This window comes from Phenylobacterium zucineum HLK1, from assembly GCF_000017265.1.
Lineage (GTDB): Bacteria > Pseudomonadota > Alphaproteobacteria > Caulobacterales > Caulobacteraceae > Phenylobacterium > Phenylobacterium zucineum.
In genome coordinates this window covers 2,522,345-2,547,343 of sequence record NC_011144.1, presented here as the reverse complement: position 1 = coordinate 2,547,343, position 24,999 = coordinate 2,522,345, and the positions used below count along the sequence as shown (strand labels likewise).

Below are 24,999 nucleotides of genomic sequence, written 5' to 3'. Positions count from 1 at the left end.
ATTATGAGCGGCGGCCGTCAAGCCGCCCGGGAGACGGGAGGACGGCCATGGGGCGGTGGCGGACGATCGGGCTGATGCTGCTGGCGGCGGTGCTGGCGATCGGGGCGGGGCTCTGGCTGCTGCGGGGCCAGATCGCCCTGGCGGCGATGCAGCGCATCTACGACCGGGCTCTGGTCGCGGATCCGTACGAGGGCCTGGAGGACGGGCTGCACGTCGGCCTCTGCGGCGCAGGCTCGCCGATGCCCGACCCGACGCGGGCCGGGCCCTGCACGGCCGTGCTGGCGGGCCGGCAGCTCTTCATCGTCGATGCGGGCGCAGGGTCGGTGAAGAACCTCTCGCTGATGAACTTCCCGCCCGCGCGGGTGGACGCGGCGCTGATCACCCATTTCCACTCGGACCACATCGACGGCCTGGGCGAACTGATGCTCCAGCGCTGGGCCGGCGGCGCCTGGCCGGCGCCCCTGCCGGTCTACGGCCCCACCGGAGTCGAGCAGGTCGTGGACGGCTTCGAGGCGGCCTATGGGCCCGATCGCGGCTACCGCATCGCCCACCACGGGCCTCAGGTCACGCCGCCGTCGGGCTTCGGCGGCGATCCGCGTCCCTTCGCGCCGGGCGCTCAGGACGTCGTGCTCATCGATCAGCCCGGGCTCCGGGTGACGGCCTTCCCGGTCCCGCATTCGCCTGCCGAGCCGGCGGTGGGCTACCGGTTCGACTACAAGGGCCGCAGCGTGGTGATCAGCGGCGACACCGCCGCCTCTCCGCGCCTGGAGGCGGCGGCGCGGGGCGCGGACCTGCTGGTGCACGAGGGCCTCTCGCCGAAGCTGGTGGCGCTGCAGGGCCGGTCGGCGGACAAGGGCGGCAAGGCGAACCTCTCGCACATCCTGCACGACATCCCGAGCTATCACGCCACGCCCGAGGAGGTGGCGGGGATCGCACAGCGGGCCGGGGTCCGCTACCTGCTGTTCACCCACGTCATTCCGCCGCTGCCGATCCGCGCCCTGGAGGGGCCCTGGCTGGGGAAGGCCGGGAAGATCTATGCTGGGGCCATCCGCGTCGGCCGTGACGGCGACACCATCAGCCTGCCCGCGGGCTCGACGGCGATCCGCCGGACCAATCGGCTGAACGTCCTGTTCTGAAGGGGAAAGGGGCATGACCGAGACCGCGCCGATCGCGCTGATGGGGGCGCCGGGTTCCCCGTACACCCGCAAGATGCTGGCCGTGCTGCGCTACCGGCGGATTCCCTACCGCTTCCTGCTGCCGCCCCAGGCGGCCGCGCAGGATCTGCCGCAGCCGAAGGTGGCGCTGCTGCCGACCTTCTACCTGCCCGACGAGACGGGAGCCGTGCAGGCGGTCACCGATTCCACGCCGCTGATCCGCCGGCTTGAGCGGGAGCGGCCGGGCCGCAGCGTCGTGCCATCCGATCCGGCGCTCGCCTTCCTGGACGAGTTGATCGAGGACTACGCCGACGAATGGCTGACCAAGGCGATGTTCCACTATCGGTGGTCCTACGCCCCCGACATCGCCAAGGCGGCGGCCATGCTGCCCTGCTGGCGGGGCTTCAACATCCCGGACGAGACGCTCGCCCAGCGCGGCCGGGCCGTCTCGGAGCGCCAGATCGGCCGCCTCCGCTACGTCGGGTCGAACGAGACCACCGGGCCCGTGATCGAGGCGAGCTACCGGCGCTTCCTGGAGCGCTTCGAGGACCATCTGCGGACCTGGCCCTATCTGCTCGGCCGGCGCCCGGCGGCCTGCGACTTCGCGGTCTTCGGCCAACTCACCCAGCTCGCCGAGTTCGATCCCACGCCGATGGCGCTGACGCTCGAGGTCGCGCCGCGCGTGACCGCCTGGGTGGGCATGATGGAGGACGCCTCCGGCGTCGAACCGGGCGATGGCGACTGGATCGATCCCGCCGTCCTGCCGGAGACCCTGGTGGCCCTGCTCGTGGAGATCGGCCGGGCCTACGCGCCTGTGATGCTGGCCAACGCGCGGGCGGTGACCGAGGGGCTGGACGAGGTGATCGCCGAGGTGGACGGCCAGGCCTGGCGTCAGCAGCCGTTTCCCTACCAGGCCAAGTGCCTCGGCTGGCTGCGGGCGAGCCACGCGGCCCTGCCGCCGGCCGCGCGTTCGACCGTGGACGCGGCGCTGGCCCGCGCCGGGCTCTCGGCTCTCGTCGCGTGAGGCTGGTCAGGCGCGGGCGGGCGCCCTAATCACCGGCCATCCGGAGCGAGGACCCGTGGCCAGGACAGCGAGCGTGAAGCGGGCGGAGGCGGTCGCCGATGCGGCCGCGGGGGTCGCCGACGGACGCCGCCGCCGCGGCCTCGACAACCGAGCCCGCATCGTGCGGGCCATGCTGGAGATCATCCACTCCGGCGAGGTCGCGCCCAGCGCCGAGCAGGTGGCCGCCCGCGCCGAGGTCGGGCTACGCACGGTCTTCCGGCACTTCCAGGACATGGACAGCCTCTACCGGGAGATGTCCGGGGTCATCGAGGAGGAGCTGCGCGCCATCGTCGAGCGGCCCTTCCGGTCCGACGTCTGGCAGGAGCGGGTGATCGAGCTGGTCGAGCGGCGGGCGGTCGCCTTCGAGCGGATCGCCCCGTTCAAGCGCGCCTCGGACGCCTTCCGCCACCGCTCGCGGTTCCTGGACGCCGACGCCGGGCGGCTGGCGGCGGCGCTGCGCGAGATTCTCAAGGGCGTGCTGCCGGCGGAGGCGGTCCGCGACCGCAACCGCCTGGAGGGCCTCGACCTGCTGCTCAGCTTCGAGGCGTGGTCGCGGCTGCGTCGGGAGCAGGACCTGTCGCCGAAGCGGGCGCAGGAGGTGCTGGAGGCCGCCGTCCGGCGCATGCTGGACTGAGCGCCCGCGGCTCCGATTGCGTCGCGCCGCGAGAGCGACTGCCAGCGGGGGTTGCAGCTTCACCTTATTTTTCGGATAATGATGTTCTGGGGGCGTATGGCGGCGATGCCCGCTGTGCCGGACATCGTGAGCGTTGGGGGTCTTATGCGCCCGCGGTCGGGTCATGCTTGGCGTTTCAGCCTCTTCCGCAGGCGGAAGCGGGCGAAATCCGTCGCGTCGGTGAGCGACTTCGTGCTCTCGACCGACAGGTGCGAGCCCAACCGGGCCGAAACGCCGCGCGTGGTCGTCACCCCCGTGCGGCAGCCCTCGAACGACGGTCTTTCCCACCTCAGCCCGGCGGCGCGGGCCAGCCGGGCCCAGCAGCTCGAGGCCGAGAACCGCCGCCTGCGCGAGATGATCGGCGACCTGATGCTCGAGACCGAGATCCTGCGCGCCGCCCTGCGCCGGAACTCGCCCGACGCGGCGACCCCGCACGTCCCCGTACGCGCCTATCCCTGACGTCCGCCTCGGCCTTCGGCCTTACGATCCTTGCGGAACGCGCCGCGACCCGGCAAGCGTGGGCCCCCTGGGGAGTCGAGCCGTGCCGGAGCGCTATCCGATCCTTCTGTCCGTGGTCGTGCCGCTGCGCAACGTGGCGGGGCGCGCCCGCGCGCTCGTCGAGCCGCTGGTGGCCGAGCTGGCGGCCCAGGTCGAGGACTTCGAGGTGGTCATCGTCGACAACGGTTCGACCGACGGCTCGGTGCGCGACTATGCGGACCTCGTGCAGGAGGGCGGGCTGCCCAACCTGCAGATCTACCGGCTGATCCGCGCCGTCGACCTCGAGATCGCCGTCTGGGCCGGCGTCGAGAACGCGCTGGGCGACTACGTGCTGGTGCTGGACCCGCTGAACGAGGACCTCTCGTTCCTGCCCCGCGCCCTGGAGAAGATCGCCGAGGGGGCGGACCTCGTCACCGTCCGCAACACCACGCCCAAGCCGATGTCCGGGACCGAGCGAATGCTGGACCGGCTGTTCCACGGGGTCTTCCGCCGGCTGGTGGGCGTGGACCTGGAGGTCGAGGGGGCGAGCTGCCGGCTGATCAGCAAGCGCGTGGTGAGCTTCCTGCTGGAGCAGCCGAAGCCCGGCCTGCGCTACCGGGCGCTGCCGGCGCTGGCGGGCTTTCCGAAGGCGGCGATCGACTACGAAGGACCCCGGCGGCCTCAGCCGCGCACCAGCCTGCGCAGCAAGGCCCGGCGGGGTCTCAACCTGCTGTTCTCCCAGACCACCCTGCCGCTGCGGATCGCCTCGGCCCTGGCGATCACGGGCGCGACGCTGAACCTGATCTATTCCGGCTACGTGATCCTGATCCGGCTGTTCAAGTCGGACGTCATGCCCGGCTGGACGACGCTGTCGCTGCAGCAGTCGGGCATGTTCTTCCTGCTGTCGCTGGTGGTGTTCATCCTCGTCGAATACGTCGCCCAGGTGCTGTCCTGGACGCTGGAAGGGCCCTCCTACTACCTGGCCGGGGAGCACACGAGCGCGGTGCTGACGCGGCGCACGCGGCTGAACGTCGAGGCCGGGCCGCGCCGGCCCGCGGTCCGGCAGGGGGCGGGATGACCACCGCCATCGTGGCGGGCGGCGGCTTCTACGGGGCGATGATCGCCGCCTACCTGAAGACCCGGCGCGGGGTCGGGACGGTCAGGCTCTTCGAGGCGGCCCCAGAGCTGCTGGGCCGGGCCTCCCTGGTCAACCAGGCCCGGGTGCACAGCGGCTACCACTATCCGCGCAGCTTCACGACGGCCTACCGCAGCCGGGTGAACTATCCGCGGTTCGTCGAGGCCTTCGGCGAGGCGACGACGCCCTTCCAGGCGGTCTACGCGCTCGCGCGGCGCAATTCGAAGGTCACCCCGCGCCAGATGGAGCGCTTCTGCGCCGACATCGGGGCGCCGCTGGATCCGGCCCCGCCGCAGGTGGCGCGCCTGTTCGATCCCAGGCTGGTCGCCCAGGCCTATCTCGTCGAGGAGAGCGCCTTCGACGCGGCGAAGCTCGCCCGGGCGGCGGAGCGGCTGCTGCGGGACGCGGGCGTCGAGGTGCGCACCGGGCTGGAGGTGACTTCGGTCGAGGCCGCGCCGGACGGGCTCACGGTCGCGGCGGGCGGCGAACACCATCCGGCGGGCGTGGTGTTCAACTGCACCTATGCGCGGCTGCAGCGGCTGGCCGGGCCGGAGGCGCCGCCCTTCGGCCTGAAGCACGAGATCACCGAGCTGGCGCTGGTCCGCCCGCCGCCGGAGTTCGAGGGGTTGGGCGTCACCGTGATGGACGGGCCGTTCTTCTCGTGCATGCCGTTCCCCGCCCGGGGGCTGCACTCGCTGTCCCATGTCCGCTACACGCCGCACCTGAGCTGGGCCGAGGCGGGCGAGCGCGATCCCTATGCGGTGCTGGACGCCTATGCGAAGGAAAGCCGCGTGGACCGGATGCTGCGGGACGCCGCGCGCTATGCGCCGGGGCTGGCGCGCAGCACGGTGGAGGGCTCGCTGTTCACGGTGAAGACGGTGCTGACGGCGAACGAGGGCGACGACGGGCGGCCGATCCTGTTCCGCCGCCACGGCCACGAGGGGCGGGTGTTCAGCGTGCTGGGCGGCAAGATCGACAACGTCTTCGACGTCCTGGAGCGCCTGGAGGCGGAGGAGCTGCCGGCATGAGCGACGCCCTCGTCGGCTGGAGCGGCTATGTGGGCCAGACGCTGCTGCGCCAGCGAAGCTTCCAGCAGACCTACCGATCCACGGACATCGCCGAGATCCGCGGGCAGGCGTTCGACCTGCTGGTCTGCGCCGGGGCGCCCGCCCAGAAGTGGCTCGCCGAGAAGGAGCCCGAGGCCGACCGCGCCGCGCTGGAGACCCTCATGGGCCACCTGGAGCAGGTCCAGGCGCGGCAGGTGATCCTGATCAGCACGGTCGACGTCTTCGCCGACAGCCGCGGCGCGGACGAGGACGCGGATCCGGACGCGCAGGCGCCCGGCGCCTACGGCCGTCATCGCCGCTGGCTGGAGCAGCAGGTCGCCGAGCGCTTCCCGGGCGCCCTGATCGTGCGGCTGCCGGGGCTGGTCGGGCCGGGCCTGCGCAAGAACGCCGTGTTCGACCTGCGAAACGACAACAACCTGCACGTCATCGACGCGCGCAGCGTCTACCAGTTCTATCCGATGGTGAACCTGTGGGCCGACCTGCAAACCGCGCTGGCCGCCGGGCTGCGGCTGGTCCACCTGACGGCTGAACCGCTGTCGATGGCCGAGGTGGCGCAGGAGGGCTTCGGGCGGCGGTTCGACAACGTTGTGGAGGGACGGTCGCCTGCGGCCTACGATTTCCGCACCCGGCACGCGGCGCTGTTCGGCGGGCAGGGCGCCTACCAGTACGCCCGGCGCGAGAGCCTGATGGCCATCCGCGCCTACGCCCAGTCCGAGCCTCCCTCCAAACCCCTCTCCACGCCCGGGGCCTGACGTGCGCCTCTCGGTCTCCAACATCGCCTGGGATCTCGCCGAGGAGCCGGCTGCCGCCGACCTGCTGGCCGCCGCGGGCGTGGATCAGGTGGACGTGGCGCCCGGCAAGTACTTCGCCGATCCGGCGCAGGTGAGCGGGGCCGACGCCGAGCGCGTGCGCCGGTGGTGGGCCGACCGAGGTTTCAGCGTCGTCGGCATGCAGAGCCTGCTGTTCGGCACGAGCGGGCTCAATCTCTTCTCCGACGACGGGGCGATGCTGGCCCGGCTCTCGGCGCTGTGCCGGGTGGGCGGCCTGCTCGGCGCGCGCGCGCTCACCTTCGGCTCGCCGAAGAACCGCGACCGCAGCGGCCTCGACGACGGCGCGGCCCGCCGGATCGCCGTGGAGTTCTTCCGCCGACTGGGCGACGCGGCGGCGCAGAACGGCGTCCTCGTCTGCCTGGAGCCGAATCCCGTCATCTACGGCTGCAACTTCATGACGGACACGGCCGAGACGGCCGAGGTGGTCCGGTCCGTGGACCATCCGGCGATCCGGCTGCAGCTGGACGTCGGCGCCATCGCCGCCAACCGCGAGGATCCCGCCCAGGTGATCGCCGCCCACGCCGAGCTGATCGGCCACGTCCACGCCAGCGAGCCTGGCCTCGTCCCGCTTGGCGACGCCGGCGCGCCGCACGCCGCCGCGGCCGCGGCCCTGCGAAACGCGCGGCCCGAGCTCACCGTCACGGTCGAGATGGCGCCGGCGGCCGCCGAGCCGCACCGGCAGGCGCTCGCCCGGGCGGTGGCGGTCGCGAAAGCGGCCTACGGGGCGCCGGCGTGACCTGGCTGCTGATCGTCGTTGGGATCCTCGCCAACGCCGCGGCGAGCGTGCTGGTCAAGCTGAGCTCGGACGGGCCGCTGACGCTGTCCGACCCCATGGCCCTGGCGGCCAACTGGCGGCTGTGGCTGGCGGCGGCGAGCTACGGCGTGGCGTTCCTGGCCTACGCCGCGGCCGTGACCCGCCTGCCGCTGAACGTCGCCCATCCGATCGCCACGGCCGGAGCCATCGTGGTCGTGGGCGCGGCCTCGGCCCTCATGATGCGCGAGGCGTTCACGCCGCTTCACTGGCTGGGCTATTCGCTGCTGCTGGCCGGCATCGTGGCCCTGGCCCTGGCGCGGGGCCCAGCGTGACCCCCGGCCGCGACCACGTCCCCGAGCATGTGGTGGAGCGCTGGCGCGGGCGCTCCAAGGACCACTGCGTCGTCATTCCGGTGATCAACGAGGGCGAACGGATCGGCCGCCTGCTGTCGCGCATGAGCGCCCTGGGCATCGCCGAGATCGCCGACATCGTCATCGTGGACGGCGGCTCGACCGACGGCTCCCTGGCTCCGGCGCGCCTCGACGCCGCCCAGGTGGCCGGCCTCGTGCGCAAGACCGGCCCCGGCAAGCTCAGCGCCCAGCTCCTGTGCGCCTACGCCTTCGCCCTGGACCAGGGCTACCGCGGCGTCGTCACCATCGACGGCAACAACAAGGACGATCCCGACGCCATTCCGGCCTTCGTCCAGGCGCTGAAGGACGGCTGGGACTTCGTGCAGGCCTCGCGGTACGTGAAGGGCGGCGTGGCCGAGAACACGCCCTGGCTGCGCGACCTGGCCATCCGCCTGATCCACGCGCCGGCCCTCAGCCTCGCCTCGGGCTTCCGCTGGACCGACACCACCCAGGGCTTCCGCGCCTACAGCCGCCGGCTGCTGGAGGACCCGCGGATGGCGATCTTCCGGCCGCAGTTCCGCGACTACGAGCTCCTGGCCTACATGAATTACCGGGCGCCGCGCCTGGGCTTCCGCTGCCTCGAACTGCCGACCGCCCGCCGCTATCCCAAGGACGAGAAGACGCCCACCAAGATCAAGCCGTTCCAGGGCGAGATCGCGCTTCTGCGCACGCTGGCCCTAGTCTGCCTTGGCCGATTCAACCCGCCTCGGGTTAGTTAGCGGTTCGGCGAGGGGGAGGGGCGCGGCGTGGCCGTCTATCCGGTGATCATGTGCGGCGGGTCGGGGACGCGGCTGTGGCCGGCCTCGCGCCCCTGGCGGCCCAAGCAGTTCATTCCGCTGACCGGGGCCCGCTCCAGCTTCCAGGAGACGCTGGTCCGGGTGGCGCCGCTGGCCGAGGCCGGCCCCGTGCTGGTCGTCGCGGGGATCGCCCACCAGGCCCTCATCGAGGCCCAGCTTGCCGAGATCGGCGGACAGGCGGTGGTGCTGCTGGAGCCTGAGCCGCGGGACTCGGCCGCCGCCATCGCCGCGGCCTGCGCCTGGATCGAAGCGCGCGATCCGGACGCCGTGGCGGTCATCGTCTCGGCCGACCACCACATCCCCGACGCCGACGCCTTCCGTGCGGCCGTGGCGCAGACCCTGCCGGCGGCCTGCGAGGGCGCGGTCGTGACGCTGGGCGTAGAGCCGACCGAGCCCGCCACGGCCTACGGCTACATCCGGCCGGGCGCAGGGGCCGAGGCCGTGAAGCCGGTCGCGGCCTTCGTCGAGAAGCCCGACGCCGAACGGGCCCGGGCCTATGTGGCGGACGGCTACCTGTGGAACAGCGGCAATTTCGTCGCCACGGCGCGGACGCTGATGGACGAGCTCGGCGCCCATGCGCCCGGCGTGGCGAAGGCCGCGCGGGCCGGGGTCGCCGACCTGGAAGCGAACGGCGCGGCCTGGATCCTCGGCCGGCCGTTCCGCCAGGCGCCGAAGATATCCATCGACTACGCGGTGATGGAGAAGACCGCCCGGGCCGCCGTGCTGCCGGTCGCCTTCGAATGGTCGGACGTCGGCGCGTGGGACGCGGTCCTGGCGGGCTCGGACCGCGACGCCGACGGCAACAGCCTGAGCGGCAACGTGCAGGCGGTGGGCGCGCGCGACCTGCTGGTCCGGGCCTCGGACGACCTGCACGTGGCGGTGGTCGGCGCCTCCAACCTGGCGGTGATCGTCGAGCCGGACGTGGTGCTGGTCTGCGACCTCGCCGCCAGCCAGGACGTCAAGGCCGCGGCGGCCGCGGCCCCGCCCGGCGGCCGGGGCCGGCGCTTCACCACCCTGGAGGCCGCCGCCGACTGGTACGACCTGTGGTTCCGCACCGCCGCCCTGCCGCTGTGGAGCACCCTGGGGGCCGATCCCGTCAACGGCGGTTTCCGCGAGGCGCTGACCGCCGAGGGCGAGGCGGTCGACCCGCGGCGGCGCGCCCGCACCCAGGCCCGGCAGGTCTTCGTCTTCGCCACGGCGGCGGCGATCGGCGCCCCCGGCCCCTGGCTGGAGGTCGCCAAGCGCGGCTGGGAGTTCTACGCCGCCCGGGGACTGCGCAAGGACGGGCGGACGGTGTCGGTGCTGACCGTGGACGGCGCGCCGCTGGACGAGACCGCCTGCCTGTACGAGCACGCCTTCCTGCTGCTGGCCCTGAGCGCGCTCGCCCGTGCCGAGCCCGGGGACGCCCGCTGGCGGACCGAGGGCGCCCGCGCCCGCGCGGCCCTGGAGATCTTCCGCCATCCGGCCGGCGGCTTCCGCGAGGCGGGGCCCCAGCCCTACCAGGCCAACGCCCACATGCACCTCTTCGAGGCGGCCCTCGCCTGGGAGGCGGTGGAGCCCGACGGCGGCTGGGGGCGGCTGGCGGACGAGGTGGCCGATCTCGCCCTCGAGCGGTTCATCGATCCCGACAGCGGCGTGCTGCGCGAGTTCTTCGACGCGGGCTGGGCCCCTCTGACGGGCGAGGCGGGCCTGGTGGAGCCGGGGCACCAGTTCGAATGGGCCTGGTTGCTGGAGCGCTGGGGCCGGGCCCGCGGCGCCGAGCGCGGGCTGCACACGGCGCGCCGCCTCTACGAGGTCGGCCGGGCGGGCGTCGACGCCTCGCGCGAGGTGGCGGTCAACGCCCTGTGGGACGACCTGGCGGTGCGCGACGGCTATGCACGCCTGTGGCCTCAGACCGAGCGCCTGAAGGCCGCCGTCCTGCTGGGCGAGGAGGCCGACGCCATCTCGGCCGCGCGGGGGCTGGCGCGCTATCTGGAGACCCCCGCCCGGGGCGCCTGGCGCGACAAGCTGCGGCCCGACGGCGGCTTCGTGGACGAGCCGGCGCCGGCGACCTCGCTGTACCACCTGACCATGGCGGTGCTGGAGCTGACCGGCCGCGCCGGATGACACCCGGCGCCCGGATTCCGGGCAGGCTGCCCAGGCTGCGGGCGCCTGTCGAACCGGGTTTCGCAATTGAAGCGATGACGTCTTCGCGCTGACACAAATCGCTGGTCTAGGTGGTCCTGCCCTTAGGGGCGTTTCCTCCCTAACTGGCCGCGCCGAAAGGCGCGGCTTTTTGTTTGTCCGAGCGTCCGGCTAAGGTCCTTCCCCGCTCATCGACCCGGGGGACCTCCATGGCCGCAGCCCTTCCGCAGACCGGCGCCGACTGGCCGGACCTGAAGGCCCGTATGCAGGAGATGGGCGCCGGCGACGTCCACTGGCGCGAGGGCAAGACCGCCGTCTACGTCTTCAACGCCGGCCCCGAGGTGGAGCAGGTCCAGAAGGAGGCCTACGCCCTCTTCATGTCCGAGAACGGGCTGGGGCCCGCCGCCTTCCCGAGCCTGGCGCGGATGGAGGCCGAGGTCGTCGGCTACGGCCTGTCGCTGCTGAACGCGCCCGAGGGGGCGGCCGGAACGATCACTTCGGGCGGGACCGATTCCATCACCATGGCGGTGAAGGCCGCGCGCGACCACGCCCGGAAGGTGCGCGGGGTGACGGGTCCGCTCAACCTCGTCCTGCCGCGCTCGGCGCATCCGGCGTTCGACAAGGCCTGCGCGGTCATGGAGATCGAGGTCCGCCGGACGCCGCTGAAGGACTGGCTGGCCGATCCCGAGGCCATGGCCGCGGCGGCTGACGACCGCACGGTGATGATCGTCGGCTCGGCGCCGAACTTCCCCTACGGCCTGATCGATCCCATCGGGGCGCTCTCTGACCTGGCGACGGCGCGGGACCTGTGGCTGCACGTGGACGCCTGCGTCGGGGGCTACATCGCCCCCTTCGTGCGGATGAACGGCGGCGACATCCCGCCTTTCGACTTCAAGCTGCCGGGCGTTCGCTCGATCTCGGCCGACCTGCACAAGTACGGCTACTGCGCCAAGGGCGCCTCGACGGTGCTCTTCCGTTCGGCCGAGCTGCACCGGCTGATGGTCTTCGACTTCAACGACTGGCCGGGCGGCCGGATGGTGACGCCGACGCTCGCCGGCACGCGGCCGGGCGGGGCGATCGCAGCGGCCTGGGCGGTGATGACGTTCCTGGGCGTCGAGGGCTACCGGCGCAAGCACGGGCAGGTGACGCGGGCGCGGGAGCGGATCGAGGCCGGCGTGCGCGAGCTGGGCTTTTCGGTGATCGGCCGCCCGCAGCTGGGGCTGCTCGCCTTCGCCCGCCAGGACGTCGACTGCCTGGCCGTCTGGGCCAAGCTGCGCGAGCGGGGCTGGTTCACCAGCGTGACCACCGAGCCGCGCGGGCTGCACCTGATGCTCTCGCCCGTGCACGCCGAGATCGCCGACAGCTATCTCGCCGACCTCGCCTGGGCCGTGGAGGCGGCGCGCGGCGCCGCCGGCGGCGAGGCGCGGTATTCGTAGACGCTCCGTCGCGCTTGAGCTTGCGGCGAAGTCGCGAGAGCTTCGCCGGATGGATCGTCGAATCTTCCTCACCGGCGCCTCGGCGCTGATCGCGGCCGCGGCCGGCTCCGCCCCCGCCGGCGCGGCGGACCTCGCGCCCCTGCCGAACCCGCCGCCGCCGATCGGGCGGGCCGAGCGGGAGGCGCGGATCGCCAAGGCCCAGCGCCTGATGCGCGAGCAGGGCCTCTCGGCGGTGCTGATCGAGCCGGGCGCCAGTCTCGTCTACTTCACCGGCCTGCAATGGTGGCGCAGCGAGCGCCTGACCGCGGCGGTGATCCCGGCCGAGGGCGAGATCCTGGTGGTCACGCCCTTCTTCGAGGAGCCTTCGGTGCGCGAGACCCTGGGCGTGTCCGCGCAGGTCCGGACATGGCAGGAGCACGAGGACCCCCTGGCGCTGGTCGCCGGCTGGCTGCGCGAGCGGAAGCTGGCGCGGGGCGCGATCGGGATCGAGGAGACGGTCCGCTATTTCGCCGTCGAGGGCCTGCAGCGGAGCCTGCCCGGCGTGGCGGTCCGCTCGGCGTCCGGCGTGGTGCGCGGCTGCCGGATGATCAAGTCGCCCGCCGAGATCGCGCTGATGCAGCATGCGTCCGACATCACGGTCGCGGCCTACCGGCACACGGTCCCGCGCATCGAGCGGGGCATGACGCCGGCCGACATCGGCGAGATCATGAACGGCGCCACCCGCGCTCTGGGCGGCCAGCCGGAGTTCGCCCTGATCCTGCTGGGCGAGGCCAGCGCCTACCCGCACGGCTCGGGCAAGCCGCAGGCGGTGCGCGACGGTGAAGTCGTACTGATGGACTGCGGCTGCACGTTCCAGGGCTACCAGTCCGACATCTCGCGCACGCTGGTGTTCGGGGAGCCTTCCAGGCGGCAGCGGACCGTGTGGGAGCACATGCATCGGGGACAGCAGGTCGCCTTCGAGGCCGCGCAGCTCGGCGCCCCCGCCGGCCGCGTGGACGACGCGGTGCGCGCCTATTACGCGACCCTGGGTTACGGACCCGACTACCGCCTGCCCGGGACGTCGCACCGGACCGGCCACGGCATCGGACTGGACGGGCACGAGCCGATCAACTTCGTGCGGGGCGAGCAGACGCCCCTGGCGGCCGGCATGTGCCTGTCGAACGAGCCCGGCATCTACATCCCCGGCGAGTTCGGCGTCCGGATCGAGGACTGCCTCTACATGACCGATCAGGGGCCGAAGTGGTTCTCCCAGCCCCCGGCCTCCATCGACCGGCCGGTCTGAGCCGTTACGCGGCGCGGGAGAGGAGGGCGCCCGCCCACGCCGCCCCCGTCACCAGCACGACCCCGGGCGCGACCCGCAGGGCGTAGGCGCGGCCGCCCGCCGTGGCGGCCAGGACGATCTTGGTCGCCGCGTTGGTCGAGAAGCCGGCCAGGATCGGCAGCACGGCGTCTGCCGGGGCGAGCTGGCCGCTCCGCGCCAGGGCGGCCACCGAGATCGCCGCGGCGTGGGCGTCGACGAGACCGGCCAGCGCCGCCGCCGCGGCGGCGCCGAGGTCGCCGAACCAGGCCTGCAGGGCCGCCGCCGCCAGCATGATCGCCGTGAGCGTGGCCCCGAAGACCAGCGCCGTGGCGAGGCTGAACGCTTCGCCCGCATCGAGCTCCCCGTCCGGCGTGCGGCGCAGGCCGGCAAGGGTGAAGACGATCCCGTAAGCCACGGCGGTCAGGCCGGCGAGCGCGAGGGGCAGGGCGAGCGCCTGCAGCGTCGGCAGGCTGACGGCGGCCACCACCAGGGTCATCTGCATCACGGTCGCGACGGTGGACAGCACCGCGCCGGCGACGGCGGCGGGCATCAGCTCGGGCGTCGTGCGCGCCCGGGCCCCCATGGCCCCGATGGTGGCCGCGCTGGATACGAACCCCGACGCCAGGCCCGCCATCGGCAGGCCGAAGCGGACACCCAGCGCCCGGACGGCGACGTGGCCCGCGGCGCCGATCGCCAGGACGAGGATCACCAGCAGCCAGACCGAGCGGGGGTTCACCGCGTCGAACGGCCCCATCGGCCGGTCCGGCAGCAGCGGCAGGACGATCAGCGTCGCGGCGGCGAGGACCAGGGCGCCGCGCACCTCGCGCTCGGTCAGCACCTCGCCCACGAAGTGGTGCAGCTGGGTCCGGCCGGCGAGCACGACGGCCACCGCCACCCCGCCGCCCGCGGCCAGGGCGGGGTCGGCGATGGCGAGGGCGCCCAGCAGCGCGGTGACGACCAGGGCGATCTCGGTGGTCAGGCCGGGGTCGTCCTCCCGCCGCGTGCGCCAGTAGCCCAGGGCCACGAACGCGCCCACGGCGGCGACGATGACCGCCGTAAGAACGGGGCCGCCGACCAGCTGGCCCAGCCCGCCGGCGAGGGCGGCCACGGTGAACGTGCGGATGCCGGCGGCCGCGGGCACGGCCTTCTCGATCTTGCGGCGCTCGCGCTCGGCGCCGATCAGCAGGCCGAGGCCAAGCGCGACCAGCAGGTTCAGTGCGCCGGCGCCGAAGATGCCCGTTCTCCCGCCGCTAGGCCTTGCTGCCGTAGTAGTCGAGGTACCAGTCCACGAAGCGGCCGACGCCCTCCTCGATGGAGGTGGTCGGGCGATAGCCGAGGTCCCGGACGGTCTCGCTCACGTCGGCGGCCGTGCTGACGACGTCGCCCGGCTGCATCGGCATCAGGTTGAGCTTCGCTTTGCAGCCCAGCTTGCGCTCGAAGGTCTCGATGTAGCGCATCAGTTCGACCGGCTCGCTGGCCCCGATGTTGTAGATGCGCCAGGGAGCCACGCCGCTGGAGGCGGGATCGGGCCGCTGCGGATCCCACTCAGGATTCGCCTGCGCCGGGCGGTCCAGGGCGGCGATCACGCCGTCGACGATGTCGTCGACGTAGGTGAAGTCCCGCTGCATCCGGCCCTGGCCGTAGACGTCGATCGGCCGACCCTCGAGGATCGCCGAGAGGAACTTGAACGGCGACATGTCGGGGCGGCCCCAGGGACCGTAGACGGTGAAGAAGCGCAGGCCCGTGCACGGCACGCCGAATAGGTGGGCGTAGGCGTGGGCCATGGCCTCGTTGGCCAGCTTGGTCGCCGCATAGAGCGTGATCGGGTGGACGGCGTGGTCGTGGACGCTGAACGGCAGCTTGCCGTTGGCGCCGTAGACCGAGCTGGTGGAGGCGTAGACGAGATGTCTGGGCTGCACGGCGCGGCAGCCTTCCAGGACGTTCAGAAAGCCCACCACGTTCGAGTCCGCATAGGCGGCGGGGTTCTCGAGGCTGTAGCGCACGCCGGCCTGGGCGGCCAGGTTCACCACCCCATCGGGGCGCGTCTCCTCGAACAGGGCGGCCATGGCCTCCCGGTCGGCGAGGTCGATGCGGGCGTGGCGGTAGCCGGCCTCGGCCTCCAGCAGCGCCAGGCGCGCCGCCTTTAGGCTGGGATCGTAGTAGGCGTTGAGGTTGTCGACCCCGATGACCTGTTCGCCCCGCTGCAGCAGCCGGCGGCTCAGGTGGAAGCCGATGAAGCCGGCCGAGCCGGTGACCAGGATCGCCAAGGCGCCACACGAAGTTTCCGCGCGGAGGATCGCGCAGGGGATTCCCTAGCGTCCGCAGGCGCCCAAGTCGATGACGGCGTCAGCCGGCCCGGCGCAGGGGCGCGGTCGGGGCGGGCGCCTGCTGGGCCTCGGCCGTGAGGATCTCGGCGGCCCGCAACTGGGCCAGGACGGGGTGCAGGCCGGTGAGCAGGGCCACCAGCACGCCGAGACGGCCCTCGCGCCAGCCCCCGCGCGCCACATAGCTGTCCAGCAGCCCGCCGGTCCCCGCGAGGAGGGCGGCGGCGAGGCCGCGCCGGCGGCCGGCGTCGGCCGCGTCCTCGGCCCAGAGCTCGGCCTGCCGGTTCGCCCGCTCGACCAGTTCGCCGGTGTCGCGCCCGAGGGAGCGCCGCAGGGCGCCGGTCAGGGCCCCGGCCGGGGCGCCGGAAAGCGACGCGCGGCCCAGCCGTCCCGGTCCCCAGGTCTTCACCCCCCTGCGGAACAGCCGCGCCGCGCGCCGGGCGCTCAGGGTCCCCGTCCAGCCCTGGCGCACGAGGGTCGTCCCCACGTAGTTGTCGATCGGGATGTCGAACCAGTCGCCGCCCGGCCGCATCTGCAGGGCCGCGCGGATCTCCCAGGCAAGCGCCCGGTCCACGCGTTCGTCCGGCTCGACCTCCAGGATCCAGTCGCCCGTGCAGACCTCGGCGCCCGCGGCGCGGGCCTGGCTGGGCAAGGGGAAGATGCCGTCGACGACCTTCGCCCCTGCCCGGCGGGCGAGGTCGCGGACCCCGTCGGCTCCCCGGTCCACCACCAGCACGACCTCGTCGCAGAACGACAGGCCGCGCAGGCAGTCGGCAAGGCCGCTCTCCCCTCCGCGAACGCACACCAACGCCGATAGCCTGACCACTTGCCCCCCCGCTTCCACGAGCGCGAGTTCCCCTGATCAGTAAGACGGCGCCGCGCGGCGCCGCCCCCCGCCCGCGGCGGTGAATTTTGTCTAAAAGTTGGCGGCCAGCCGGACGCCGATGGTGCGCGGCCGCTGGGGCGTGACCTGCCGCAGGCCGCGGAAGCTGAAGGGATTACCGTAGGCGAAGGTGTCACTGTCGTCGTCGAGCGGATTGCTGACGAAGGCGGCCGCGCTCCAGCCGTCGGCGGCCAGCTCGGCGGACAGCCGGGCGCGGACGTAGCCGGCCATGGGGCGGTTGATCGTGGCGTCGAAAGAGAGGGCCGAGCGGCCGACGTAGCTGGCCTCGCCCACCAGCCGCAGCACGAGGTCGTCGCGGAACGGGCGCTGGTAGATGGCGATGACCCCGCCCGAGACGTCGGGGACCGCGGGCAGCTCGTCGGCCACGCGCCCGGTGAAGTTCGGATTCTTGTCCGTCACCCGGGAGTCGGCGAGGAGGGCGTTGGCCTGCACCGACAGCCCGAAGTCCCAGTCGTAGCCGATCTCGCCCTCCAGGCCGAAGGTCTCGGCGTCGGCGACGTTGGCGGTGTAGGCGAGGCCCGTGATGCGGTACTGGTCGGTCTGGATGTCGCGCCACTCGGCGAAATAGGCGGCGGAGCGGACGGCCATCCGGCCGTCGAAGAAGCGCAGCTTGAGCCCCGCCTCGTAGTTCCGCAGGCGATCGGCGCCGAAGGTGGTGCGGATCTCGCGCAGGGGCGTGATGCCGGCGGTGTTGAAGCCGCCGGGCCGGTGGCCTTCCGAGATCAGCGCATAGGCCGCCCCCCGCTCGCCGATCTCGCGCTGGAGCGAGATCTTCGGGGAGACCCCCTGGAACCGGCGCTCGTAGGCGACGACCCGCGGCCCGTTGGGGGCCCAGGTCCATACGTCGGCCGAGGTCCGGACCCAGCTTCCGAACAGCCGGCCCCCGACGCTGAGGGTCCAGCCCGGCGCGAGGGCATAGTCCACCTCGCCATAGAGCGCGAGCTCGCTGACCCGGTCCTTGCGGTGCTCGCGGTAGGCCGGCACCCGCGGGGCGCCGGGGGCGAAGATGTCGGCCGAGGAGGGCGAGCGCTCCAGGGTGAGCGAGCCGTAGACGCCGGCCAGCCAGCGGAACCGCCCGCCCGTCCGCGAGCGGAGCACCAGGTCCTCGACCAGCATGTTGACCCGGGTGTTCTCCAGATAGACCACCGTGTCCGCCGGGGCGGCGTTGAACGCGCCGCCGGGCAGCAGCGGATCGTCCACGCTCGAGGCGTCGTACTGGCTGGTGAACGTGTGGTGCACATAGGCCGAGGACGAGACGAGGCTCACCCCGCCGAGGTCGCCCTGGATGGTCACGGCGCCGTGGGTGAAGTCGTTGTCGTGTCCTTCCCGGATGCGATTGCCGCGGCTGGCGCCGGTCGAGAGCACGACGTTGACGTACTGGGCGTTGTCGGAGCGCAGGTGCTGGGTCGCGGCCAGGGCGTCCACCCTCCACGTGTCTCCCAGCCGCAGCCGGACGGCCAGCCGACCCCCGTCGCGGACGGTGCGGTCGACGTTCGTCGCGCCGGGCGGGGTGTCGTCGAGGTAGCCGCCGCGCTCGTCGTGGTAGGCGACCAGCCGCACCGCCGCCCGGCCGCCCGCCAGCGGCAGGTTCAGATAGCCCTCGACCTCCTCGCTGGGATCGCCGCCCTTGGTGGCCGCGAAGGTCGCCCCGACGCCGCCGGCCACGGCCTCCGGGTCGGGCTTTCGGGTGATGATGCGATAGACGCCCGACAGCGAGCCCGATCCGTAGAGCGCCCCTTGCGGGCCGCGGACGACCTCGATGCGCTCGATGTCCACGAGCCGCAGGTCGGGGTCCGGGGCGTTGTAGTTGAGGGGCGCGTGGTCGAGGTAGGTGCTGACCGTCGAACGGGCGCGGCCGGTGAACGTCCCGTCCGAGAGCGCGCGGATCAGCAGCTTGTCGCGGCCGGGGCCGAGGTTGGTGGTCAGCACGCCGGCCACCTGGCCGATGGTCTGGCCGACGTCGCCTGCGCCAGTGGCGGCGATCTGGGCGCGGGAGACGGCGCTGACGCCGGCCGGCAGCAGATCGAGGCTGGCCGGGCGCTTGGCCGCTGTCACGACGAGTTCGGACACCAGCATCGGCTGGTCGGCCGGCGGCCGCTCGACGGGCGGAGCCGCAGGCGTGGGGGCGGGGGTGATGCGGACCGTCCGCGCATCGACGATGCGGAACTGGCACGGCGCGCCGTCCAGAAGCCGGGCGAGGGCCTCCTCGACGGTGTAGCGGCCCTGCAGGGCCACGGGCCCGCCGCGGCCGCAGGCCGATGTGCCGACGATCGAGACGTTCGCCTGGATCCCCAGGTCGATCAGGGCGTCGGCGTAGGACTTGGGGGAGATCGACAGGCGATGGCGCGCGCCCGCGGCCTCAGCGGCCGTCGCGACGCACGCGACGAGGCCGCCGGCCAGCAACGCCCGTAGAGGCACGCTCCGCGTCGGGATGACTTCCAGACCCCATCAACGCCCCGGCGCGCCGTCGCGCCGCAGGACCAGACCCGCGTCGGAACGTACCGCTTCGATGGGAACCAGCAAGGCCAGACGACGGATGACCGCCTCCTGGTCGTCGAGCACGATGACGCCCGAGATCGGCGTCTCCCCCAGGTCCGCGTCGGCGATGCGGATCGGCGTGGGGAACTCCCGGTTGAGGTCGTCCACCACCGCCCGCAAAGGTTGGTCGCGATAGACGAGCCGGCCCGTGCGCCAGGACATCACCTCCGACGCCTCGACGGCCGCCAGCCGGACCTCGGCCTGGCCCTCGCGGTGGTCCAGCCGCTGGCCGGGCCGCAGACGATAGGCCCGACCCGCCGCGCCGGCGGCCGGCCGCACCTCGACCGCGCCACGCGCCACCGTGACCGAGAGCTCGCCGTCGCGGCGCCGCACGTCGAACTGGGTGCCGACCACCCGCACCGCCCGGTCGCCGGCGGCGATCTGGAACGGCCGGCGAGGATCGTGCGCGACGTCGAAGATCGCCTCGCCCTGGTCCAGCGTCACGTCCCGGCGGTCGCGGCGCAGGGTGACCGACAGGCGCGTGGCGGCGTTCAGCTCGAGGGTGGAGCCGTCGGCGAGCGTGACCGTGCGGTGCTGGCCCACGCCGGTGGCGTAGACGTCGGTCCGCGGCTGGGTCTGGAGCTGGGGCAGCAGCACGACGGCGCCCACGGCGGCGGCGGCGATCCCCGCGGCGAACCACAGGCGTCGCCGGTCGGGGCGCGGCCCGCGCCGGTTCGCAAGGCCCTGGGCCACCGCAGGGGCCTCGGCGTCGTAGGCGCTCCAGACGGCGAGCGCCGCATCGTAGGCGCGCGCGTTGTCCGGCGCCTGGACCCAGGCGTCGAAGGGGAGCGCCTCGGCCTCGTCCAGATCGTCGGCCCCGAGCCGGACGAGCCAGTCGGCCGCCGCCGCGCAGCGAGCCTCCTCGTCCGCCTGTCGCCGAAGATCGTTCATGATCCTTCCCGCAGCCGCCCCCGGCGGCCCTTCACCTGACTAGACGCCGCCGCCAGGATGCGCCCCCCGGTCGGGGCATGCAATTTATGGTAGATCATGCACCCAACTTCGCGGTGAGCGACTTCAGCGCGGCGCTGACGTGCTTCTCGACGGACTTCACGGACAGCCCCATCGCCCGGGCGGTCTCGGCGTGCGAGAGGCCCTCCAGCTTGTGCAGCCGGAAGGCCCGCTGCGCCTGGGGCGGCAGCTCGGCCACGGCCTCGATCATCCGGCGCAGGCGCTGGCGCGAGGCCACCGCCTCGTCGGCTGGGGGCTCGTCGGCCACGTCCACGGCCCCGATGCGCGTATGGGCGGTCTCGCGCCAGGCGGCCTCGCGGGCGGCGGCGCGGCGCTCGCCGCGCGCGCGGTCCAGCGCCAGGTTCAGGGCCATCCGGTAGAGCAGGGCCAGTGGATTGTCGGCGCCGGCGGCCGGATCGCGGCCGGCGATCCGGATGTAGAGCTCCTGGGCGAGGTCCTCGCCCGCCGCGCGCGAGCCCGCCCGCGCCGCCAGGAAGCGCACGAGCGTCTCCCGACGCTCCAGATAGACGTCGAGGAGCGGGTCGCGCGCCGCCGATTTGCCCCGACCGGCCATGGGGGAGACATGCCCCATTCGCAGCGCCGCGCCAACCGGCCGCCAACCCACCTGGCGATTCGTCCGTCGGCGGATGCCTCACCCAGGGTGAGGGCGTGCAATTGGCCGTGAACCGGCGCGTCCGCCTTGCGTTCTGGGGCGTTGATGCGACGGCGCAGCCTGTACGGGTGCGCACGCGGTAGGCAGACGCGCTTTCCGCCGTTAAGGAGTTGCTCACGTGTAAGGAGCGTGCGGGGCGTCTGCCGCACGCGCCGAGTTGGGGCCAGGGAGTTTTCGTCTATGAGCCAACCCACCGTCCCGGGACTTGCGCCCGCGCCGACGAAGCACGCCAAGCTGGTCCAATGGGTCGGCGAGATCGCCGAGCTGACCCAGCCCGACCGCGTGGTCTGGTGCGACGGGTCGGAAGAGGAGTGGAACCGGCTGACCGAAGAGCTGGTCGCCGCAGGCACCCTCAAGCGCCTCAATCCGGACAAGCGTCCGAACTCGTTCTACGCCGCCTCGGACCCGCGCGACGTCGCCCGCGTCGAGAGCCGCACGTTCATCTGCTCGGAGAAGCAGGAGGACGCCGGTCCGACCAACAACTGGCTCGACCCCACCGAGATGCGGGCCGACCTGAAGGACCTGTTCAAGGGCGTGATGCGCGGCCGCACCATGTACGTGGTGCCCTTCTGCATGGGCCCGCTCGGCTCGAAGATCAGCGCCATCGGCGTCGAGATCACCGATTCCGCCTACGTGGCCGTATCGATGCGGATCATGACGCGGATGGGCCAGGCCGCCCTCGACCAGCTCGGCGAGGACGGCTTTTTCGTTCCTGCGGTCCACTCGGTGGGCATGCCGCTGGTCGACGGGGCCAAGGACGTCGCCTGGCCGTGCAACGAGATCAAGTACATCGTCCACTTCCCCGAGACCCGCGAGATCTGGTCCTACGGCTCGGGCTACGGCGGCAACGCGCTGCTGGGCAAGAAGTGCTTCGCGCTGCGCATCGCCTCGGTCATGGCCCGTGACGAGGGCTGGTTCGCCGAGCACATGCTGATCCTGAAGCTGACCTCGCCCGAGGGGCAGGTCCGCTACATCGCCGCGGCCTTCCCCAGCGCCTGCGGCAAGACCAACATGGCCATGCTGCAGCCGACGCTGGCCGGCTGGAAGGCCGAGACGATCGGCGACGACATCTGCTGGATGCGCTTCGGCGACGACGGACGCCTCTATGCGGTCAACCCCGAGGCGGGCTTCTTCGGCGTGGCGCCGGGCACGGGCGTCAACACCAACCAGAACGCCATCGCCACGCTGCATTCGAACTGCATCTTCACCAACGTCGCGCTCACCGAGGACGGCGACGTCTGGTGGGAAGGCCTGACCGACGAGCCGCCGGCGCGCCTGATCGACTGGAAGGGCCGTCCGTGGACGCCCGACAGCGACGAGCCCGCCGCGCACCCGAACGCCCGCTTCACGGTTCCGGCCTCGCAGTGCCCGGTCGCCGCGCCCGAGTGGGAGGACCCGGCGGGCGTGCCGATCTCGGCCATCCTGTTCGGCGGCCGTCGGGCGTCGGCCGTGCCGCTGGTCACCGAGGCGCGCGACTGGACCCACGGCGTATTCATGGCCTCGAACGTCGCCTCGGAAGGCACCGCCGCCGCCGAGAACAAGATCGGCGAACTGCGCCGCGATCCCTTCGCCATGCTGCCCTTCTGCGGCTACAACATGGGCGACTACTTCGGCCACTGGCTGGCCATGGGCGAGCAGGCCGATCCGGCCAAGCTGCCGCGGATCTACTTCGTGAACTGGTTCCGCAAGGACGAGCGGGGCAAGTTCGTCTGGCCGGGCTTCGGCGACAACTCGCGGGTCCTGAAGTGGATCGTCGAGCGGCTGGAGGGCAAGGCCGACGCCGTGGACACCCCGATCGGTCGCGTGCCGTCGAAGACGAGCCTGGACCTGTCGGGTCTGACCCTCAGCGACCAGCAGCTCGACCTGCTGCTGACGGTGGATCCCGCGATCTGGGGCCAGGAAGCGGCCCTCATCCCCGATTTCTACCAGCGGTTCGGCGAGCATTTGCCGAAGGCGCTGTGGGGCGAGTACGAGGCGCTGGTGAAGCGCCTCGAGGAAGCTGCGCCCAAGCAGGTCGTCGCCGCCGAATAGGCGCGGCGGCCACCCTCCGGACGACGAAGGCCGCGGGTCACCCCGCGGCCTTTTCGTTTCAGGCCTTCCCGTCGCCGGGCGGCTCGACCTGGCTGGAGAAACCCTCGCGCCAGGCGTCGAAGGCATCCTTCTCCTCGGCGGGCGGCGGCGTCGCAGGCGCAGGGGTCCGCGCCGCATCGAGCCGGGCCTGCCGTCGGCGGCGCTCGGAGCGCCGCTTGAGGCCGACGTAGGCGGCGAGGGCCGCCATCGGAGCGGTAAGGCCGATCAGGCCTGCTGCGTAACCCATGGCCGGCCTTTAGCAGACGGCGGGCCGGGGATGAACTCCCCGACGTGAGGTCCGGCGTGAGGCCGGACTTGAGGCCCCAGCCGCGGGCTCAGCCGCCGGCGATGACCCGCAGGTTGGGGGCGCCGCCCGGCTTCTCGCCGCGGACTTGGGCCACGAGGGCGAAGAGGGCGGCGCGCACCTCGTCCACGGCGCCGCGGCTGGCCAGGGCCTCCAGCTCGGCCAGGTGTCCCGGGGTGACCCGCAGGGCCGAGTTGGTGATCACCTCCAGCACCTTGGGCGCGCAGGGGACCGCGCTCTCGGTCTCGTCCAGCAGGGCCTCGGTCAGCTTCTCGCCCGGACGCAGGCCGGTGATCTCGATCTCGATGTCGCGGCCGGGGGTGCGGCCGGAGAGGGCGATCATCTGGCGGGCGAGATCCATGATCCGCACCGGCTCGCCCATCTCGAGCAGGAACAGCCGGGCGTCCCGCGCCTCGCCCTCGGCCGAGGTGGCGGTGGCGTGCAGCACCAGCTGCGCGGCCTCCGGAATGGTCATGAAGAACCGTTCCATCTCGGGATGGGTGATGGTGACCGGCCCGCCGCGCTCGATCTGCGACTTGAAGATCGGCACCACCGATCCGGCCGAGCCCAGGACGTTGCCGAAGCGCACGGCCGAGAAGCGCGTGCCCTTGGCGCTGGACTGCTGGGCCTGGATCACCGCCTCGGCGAGCCGCTTGGTGGCGCCCATCACGTTCGACGGGTCCACGGCCTTGTCGGTGGAGATCAGCACCATCTGGCCGGCCCCGCAGGCCTTGGCCGCCTCGGTCACGTTCCAGGTGCCGATGACGTTGGTGAGCACGCCCTCGCTGGGATGCTGCTCGACCATGGAGACGTGCTTCAGGGCCGCCGCATGGAAGACGAGGTCGGGCGCCTCGGCCCGGAAGGCCGCCTCAAGCTTGTGGGCGATGCGGACGTCGCACAGCACCGCCTTGCGCGGGATGTGCGGGAAGGTCTCGCGCATCTCGCGCTCGATCTCGAACAGCGCGGTCTCGGAGATGTCGAGCAGGGTCAGGTGCGCGCAGTCGAAGGCGGCCACCTGGCGGCACAGCTCGGCGCCGATCGAGCCGCCGGCGCCGGTGACCAGCACGCGCCGGCCGCGGATCAGCTTGGCGATCGCCCCCCGGTCCAGCTCGATGGGGTCGCGGGCCAGCAGCTCCTCGATGTTGATGTCGCGCATCGGCAGCAGGGTGACGCTGTCGTGCTGCGGCAGCTCGACGATGGACGGCAGGCGCAGCAGGCGGATGCCGTCGTTCTTCAGCCGGCCGAGCTGGTCGGCGGTGAGGCCCTTCAGGCGCGCCGGCTCCTCGAGGAACAGGATCGCCCGCGGGTAGCGGTTCCAGCGGCGCAGCTCGGCCAGGGCCTCGTCCAGCCGCTCCAGGGTGTCGAGGATGCAGACGCCGCGGACCTGCTGGCCCACGTCGCGCTTCTCGGTCGTGACGATGCCCACGGGCGTGTAGGTGCGGTCGTGGCTGCGCGCGACGTCGCGCAGGTAGGTGTCGGCCAGCGAGGGCGGCCCGATCAGCAGCAGGGTCGGCGCCTGGGCCATCCGGTCGGTGACCGTCTTGAGCGGCGAGAAGCTGTCCAGGGCGTGTTCGTGCAGCGCCCGGCGGACGATCCGCACGCCCATGGAGAAGACCATCTGGAACATCGGCGCCATGAACAGCGCCGAGCGGGGCAGGCCCTGGGCCCGGTTCAGCACGAAGACGCCCAGCAGGAAGACGCCCACCGTCAGCAGGGCGCTGCGCGCCAGCACGAGGACGTCGGGGATCGAGACGTAGCGCCAGGGCGAGAGCTCGCGCCGGAAGAGCAGGGCGAACACGCCGGCGATGGCGCCGTAGACGAAGGTGAGCTGCAGGAACCGCGTCAGCGGCAGGTCGTCGAGCGCGAAGACGGGCTGGGTGCGCGCGACGATGAAGGCCAGGGCGAAGGCGAGGGCGGCGAGAGCGACGTCGGCGACGACGGTCTGGGCCCGGAAAGCCACACGCTCCATGCGTCGCACTCCGCCTAACCTTCCGAATTCGCAGACCATACGCCGGAGC

Annotated in this window: 22 protein-coding genes; 14 read left to right on the top strand and 8 right to left on the bottom strand. The window is 72.7% G+C overall.

What is annotated here, in order from left to right; all coding sequences use genetic code 11:
* Nucleotides 1–47: 47 nt before the first annotated feature.
* From PHZ_RS12440 to PHZ_RS21725, 13 genes are all read left to right on the top strand, one after another.
* A complete protein-coding gene (locus tag PHZ_RS12440; RefSeq protein ID WP_012522800.1) occupies nucleotides 48–1,136 on the top strand; it encodes an MBL fold metallo-hydrolase in 1,089 nt (362 codons plus the stop codon).
* Nucleotides 1,137–1,149: 13 nt separating this feature from the next.
* A complete protein-coding gene (locus tag PHZ_RS12435; RefSeq protein ID WP_012522799.1) occupies nucleotides 1,150–2,178 on the top strand; it encodes a glutathione S-transferase N-terminal domain-containing protein in 1,029 nt (342 codons plus the stop codon).
* 55 nt (nucleotides 2,179–2,233) lie between these two features.
* A complete protein-coding gene (locus tag PHZ_RS12430; RefSeq protein WP_012522798.1) occupies nucleotides 2,234–2,851 on the top strand; it encodes a TetR/AcrR family transcriptional regulator in 618 nt (205 codons plus the stop codon).
* A gap of 219 nt (nucleotides 2,852–3,070) precedes the next feature.
* Nucleotides 3,071–3,349 carry a hypothetical protein gene (locus PHZ_RS12425; RefSeq protein ID WP_041373497.1) on the top strand — a complete coding sequence of 93 codons (279 nt, stop codon included), beginning with the start codon at nucleotides 3,071–3,073 and terminating at the stop codon, nucleotides 3,347–3,349.
* Between the two features lie 82 nt (nucleotides 3,350–3,431).
* Nucleotides 3,432–4,445, top strand: coding sequence for a glycosyltransferase (locus PHZ_RS12420; protein WP_012522797.1), 1,014 nt, complete (start codon nucleotides 3,432–3,434; stop codon nucleotides 4,443–4,445).
* Complete coding sequence (locus PHZ_RS12415; protein WP_012522796.1) at nucleotides 4,442–5,530, top strand: NAD(P)/FAD-dependent oxidoreductase; 1,089 nt, start codon at nucleotides 4,442–4,444, stop codon at nucleotides 5,528–5,530. Before PHZ_RS12420 ends, PHZ_RS12415 begins: the two co-directional genes overlap by 4 nt.
* Nucleotides 5,527–6,321, top strand: coding sequence for a Rossmann-fold NAD(P)-binding domain-containing protein (locus PHZ_RS12410; protein WP_012522795.1), 795 nt, complete (start codon nucleotides 5,527–5,529; stop codon nucleotides 6,319–6,321). The genes PHZ_RS12415 and PHZ_RS12410 overlap by 4 nt, the downstream gene beginning before the upstream one ends.
* A gap of 1 nt (nucleotide 6,322) precedes the next feature.
* The gene (locus PHZ_RS12405) at nucleotides 6,323–7,135 is read left to right on the top strand and encodes a sugar phosphate isomerase/epimerase family protein (protein WP_041373496.1); all 813 of its coding nucleotides are present in this window, start codon (nucleotides 6,323–6,325) and stop codon (nucleotides 7,133–7,135) included.
* The gene (locus PHZ_RS12400) at nucleotides 7,132–7,485 is read left to right on the top strand and encodes a hypothetical protein (RefSeq protein WP_041373495.1); all 354 of its coding nucleotides are present in this window, start codon (nucleotides 7,132–7,134) and stop codon (nucleotides 7,483–7,485) included. The genes PHZ_RS12405 and PHZ_RS12400 overlap by 4 nt, the downstream gene beginning before the upstream one ends.
* The gene (locus PHZ_RS12395) at nucleotides 7,482–8,282 is read left to right on the top strand and encodes a glycosyltransferase family 2 protein (RefSeq protein WP_041373494.1); all 801 of its coding nucleotides are present in this window, start codon (nucleotides 7,482–7,484) and stop codon (nucleotides 8,280–8,282) included. Before PHZ_RS12400 ends, PHZ_RS12395 begins: the two co-directional genes overlap by 4 nt.
* A gap of 27 nt (nucleotides 8,283–8,309) precedes the next feature.
* On the top strand, nucleotides 8,310–10,466 hold the full coding sequence (locus PHZ_RS12390) for an AGE family epimerase/isomerase (RefSeq protein ID WP_012522792.1): 2,157 nt from the start codon (nucleotides 8,310–8,312) through the stop codon (nucleotides 10,464–10,466).
* A 227-nt stretch (nucleotides 10,467–10,693) separates the two neighbouring features.
* A complete protein-coding gene (locus PHZ_RS12385; RefSeq protein ID WP_012522791.1) occupies nucleotides 10,694–11,920 on the top strand; it encodes a pyridoxal phosphate-dependent decarboxylase family protein in 1,227 nt (408 codons plus the stop codon).
* A gap of 49 nt (nucleotides 11,921–11,969) precedes the next feature.
* Nucleotides 11,970–13,202: a M24 family metallopeptidase gene (locus PHZ_RS21725; protein ID WP_012522790.1), complete on the top strand. Its 1,233-nt coding sequence runs from the start codon at nucleotides 11,970–11,972 to the stop codon at nucleotides 13,200–13,202.
* Between the two features lie 4 nt (nucleotides 13,203–13,206).
* Here the strand turns inward: PHZ_RS21725 and PHZ_RS12375 are convergent, their stop codons facing one another.
* The 6 genes from PHZ_RS12375 to PHZ_RS12350 form a co-directional block, all read right to left on the bottom strand.
* Nucleotides 13,207–14,427, bottom strand: a complete 1,221-nt coding sequence (locus PHZ_RS12375) for an MgtC/SapB family protein (protein ID WP_269079170.1) — start codon at nucleotides 14,425–14,427, stop codon at nucleotides 13,207–13,209.
* A gap of 43 nt (nucleotides 14,428–14,470) precedes the next feature.
* Nucleotides 14,471–15,487, bottom strand: coding sequence for an NAD-dependent epimerase (locus PHZ_RS12370; RefSeq protein ID WP_012522788.1), 1,017 nt, complete (start codon nucleotides 15,485–15,487; stop codon nucleotides 14,471–14,473).
* 79 nt (nucleotides 15,488–15,566) lie between these two features.
* Nucleotides 15,567–16,349, bottom strand: coding sequence for a glycosyltransferase family protein (locus PHZ_RS12365; RefSeq protein ID WP_148216856.1), 783 nt, complete (start codon nucleotides 16,347–16,349; stop codon nucleotides 15,567–15,569).
* A 111-nt stretch (nucleotides 16,350–16,460) separates the two neighbouring features.
* Nucleotides 16,461–18,866 (bottom strand): TonB-dependent receptor domain-containing protein, encoded by a 2,406-nt coding sequence (locus PHZ_RS12360; RefSeq protein WP_012522786.1) that lies wholly within the window; start codon nucleotides 18,864–18,866, stop codon nucleotides 16,461–16,463.
* Nucleotides 18,867–18,896: 30 nt separating this feature from the next.
* A complete protein-coding gene (locus PHZ_RS12355; RefSeq protein ID WP_012522785.1) occupies nucleotides 18,897–19,877 on the bottom strand; it encodes a FecR family protein in 981 nt (326 codons plus the stop codon).
* Nucleotides 19,878–19,971: 94 nt separating this feature from the next.
* Complete coding sequence (locus tag PHZ_RS12350) at nucleotides 19,972–20,508, bottom strand: sigma-70 family RNA polymerase sigma factor (protein WP_012522784.1); 537 nt, start codon at nucleotides 20,506–20,508, stop codon at nucleotides 19,972–19,974.
* 279 nt (nucleotides 20,509–20,787) lie between these two features.
* Between PHZ_RS12350 and PHZ_RS12345 the strand changes: the two genes are divergently transcribed.
* The gene (locus tag PHZ_RS12345; RefSeq protein ID WP_012522783.1) at nucleotides 20,788–22,638 is read left to right on the top strand and encodes a phosphoenolpyruvate carboxykinase (GTP); all 1,851 of its coding nucleotides are present in this window, start codon (nucleotides 20,788–20,790) and stop codon (nucleotides 22,636–22,638) included.
* 58 nt (nucleotides 22,639–22,696) lie between these two features.
* On the opposite strand, the gene PHZ_RS12340 is transcribed toward PHZ_RS12345, so the two are convergent.
* Both PHZ_RS12340 and PHZ_RS12335 read right to left on the bottom strand, forming a co-directional pair.
* Nucleotides 22,697–22,924, bottom strand: coding sequence for a hypothetical protein (locus tag PHZ_RS12340; protein ID WP_148216855.1), 228 nt, complete (start codon nucleotides 22,922–22,924; stop codon nucleotides 22,697–22,699).
* Nucleotides 22,925–23,012: 88 nt separating this feature from the next.
* Nucleotides 23,013–24,950 (bottom strand): polysaccharide biosynthesis protein, encoded by a 1,938-nt coding sequence (locus PHZ_RS12335; RefSeq protein WP_012522782.1) that lies wholly within the window; start codon nucleotides 24,948–24,950, stop codon nucleotides 23,013–23,015.
* Nucleotides 24,951–24,999 lie beyond the last annotated feature (49 nt).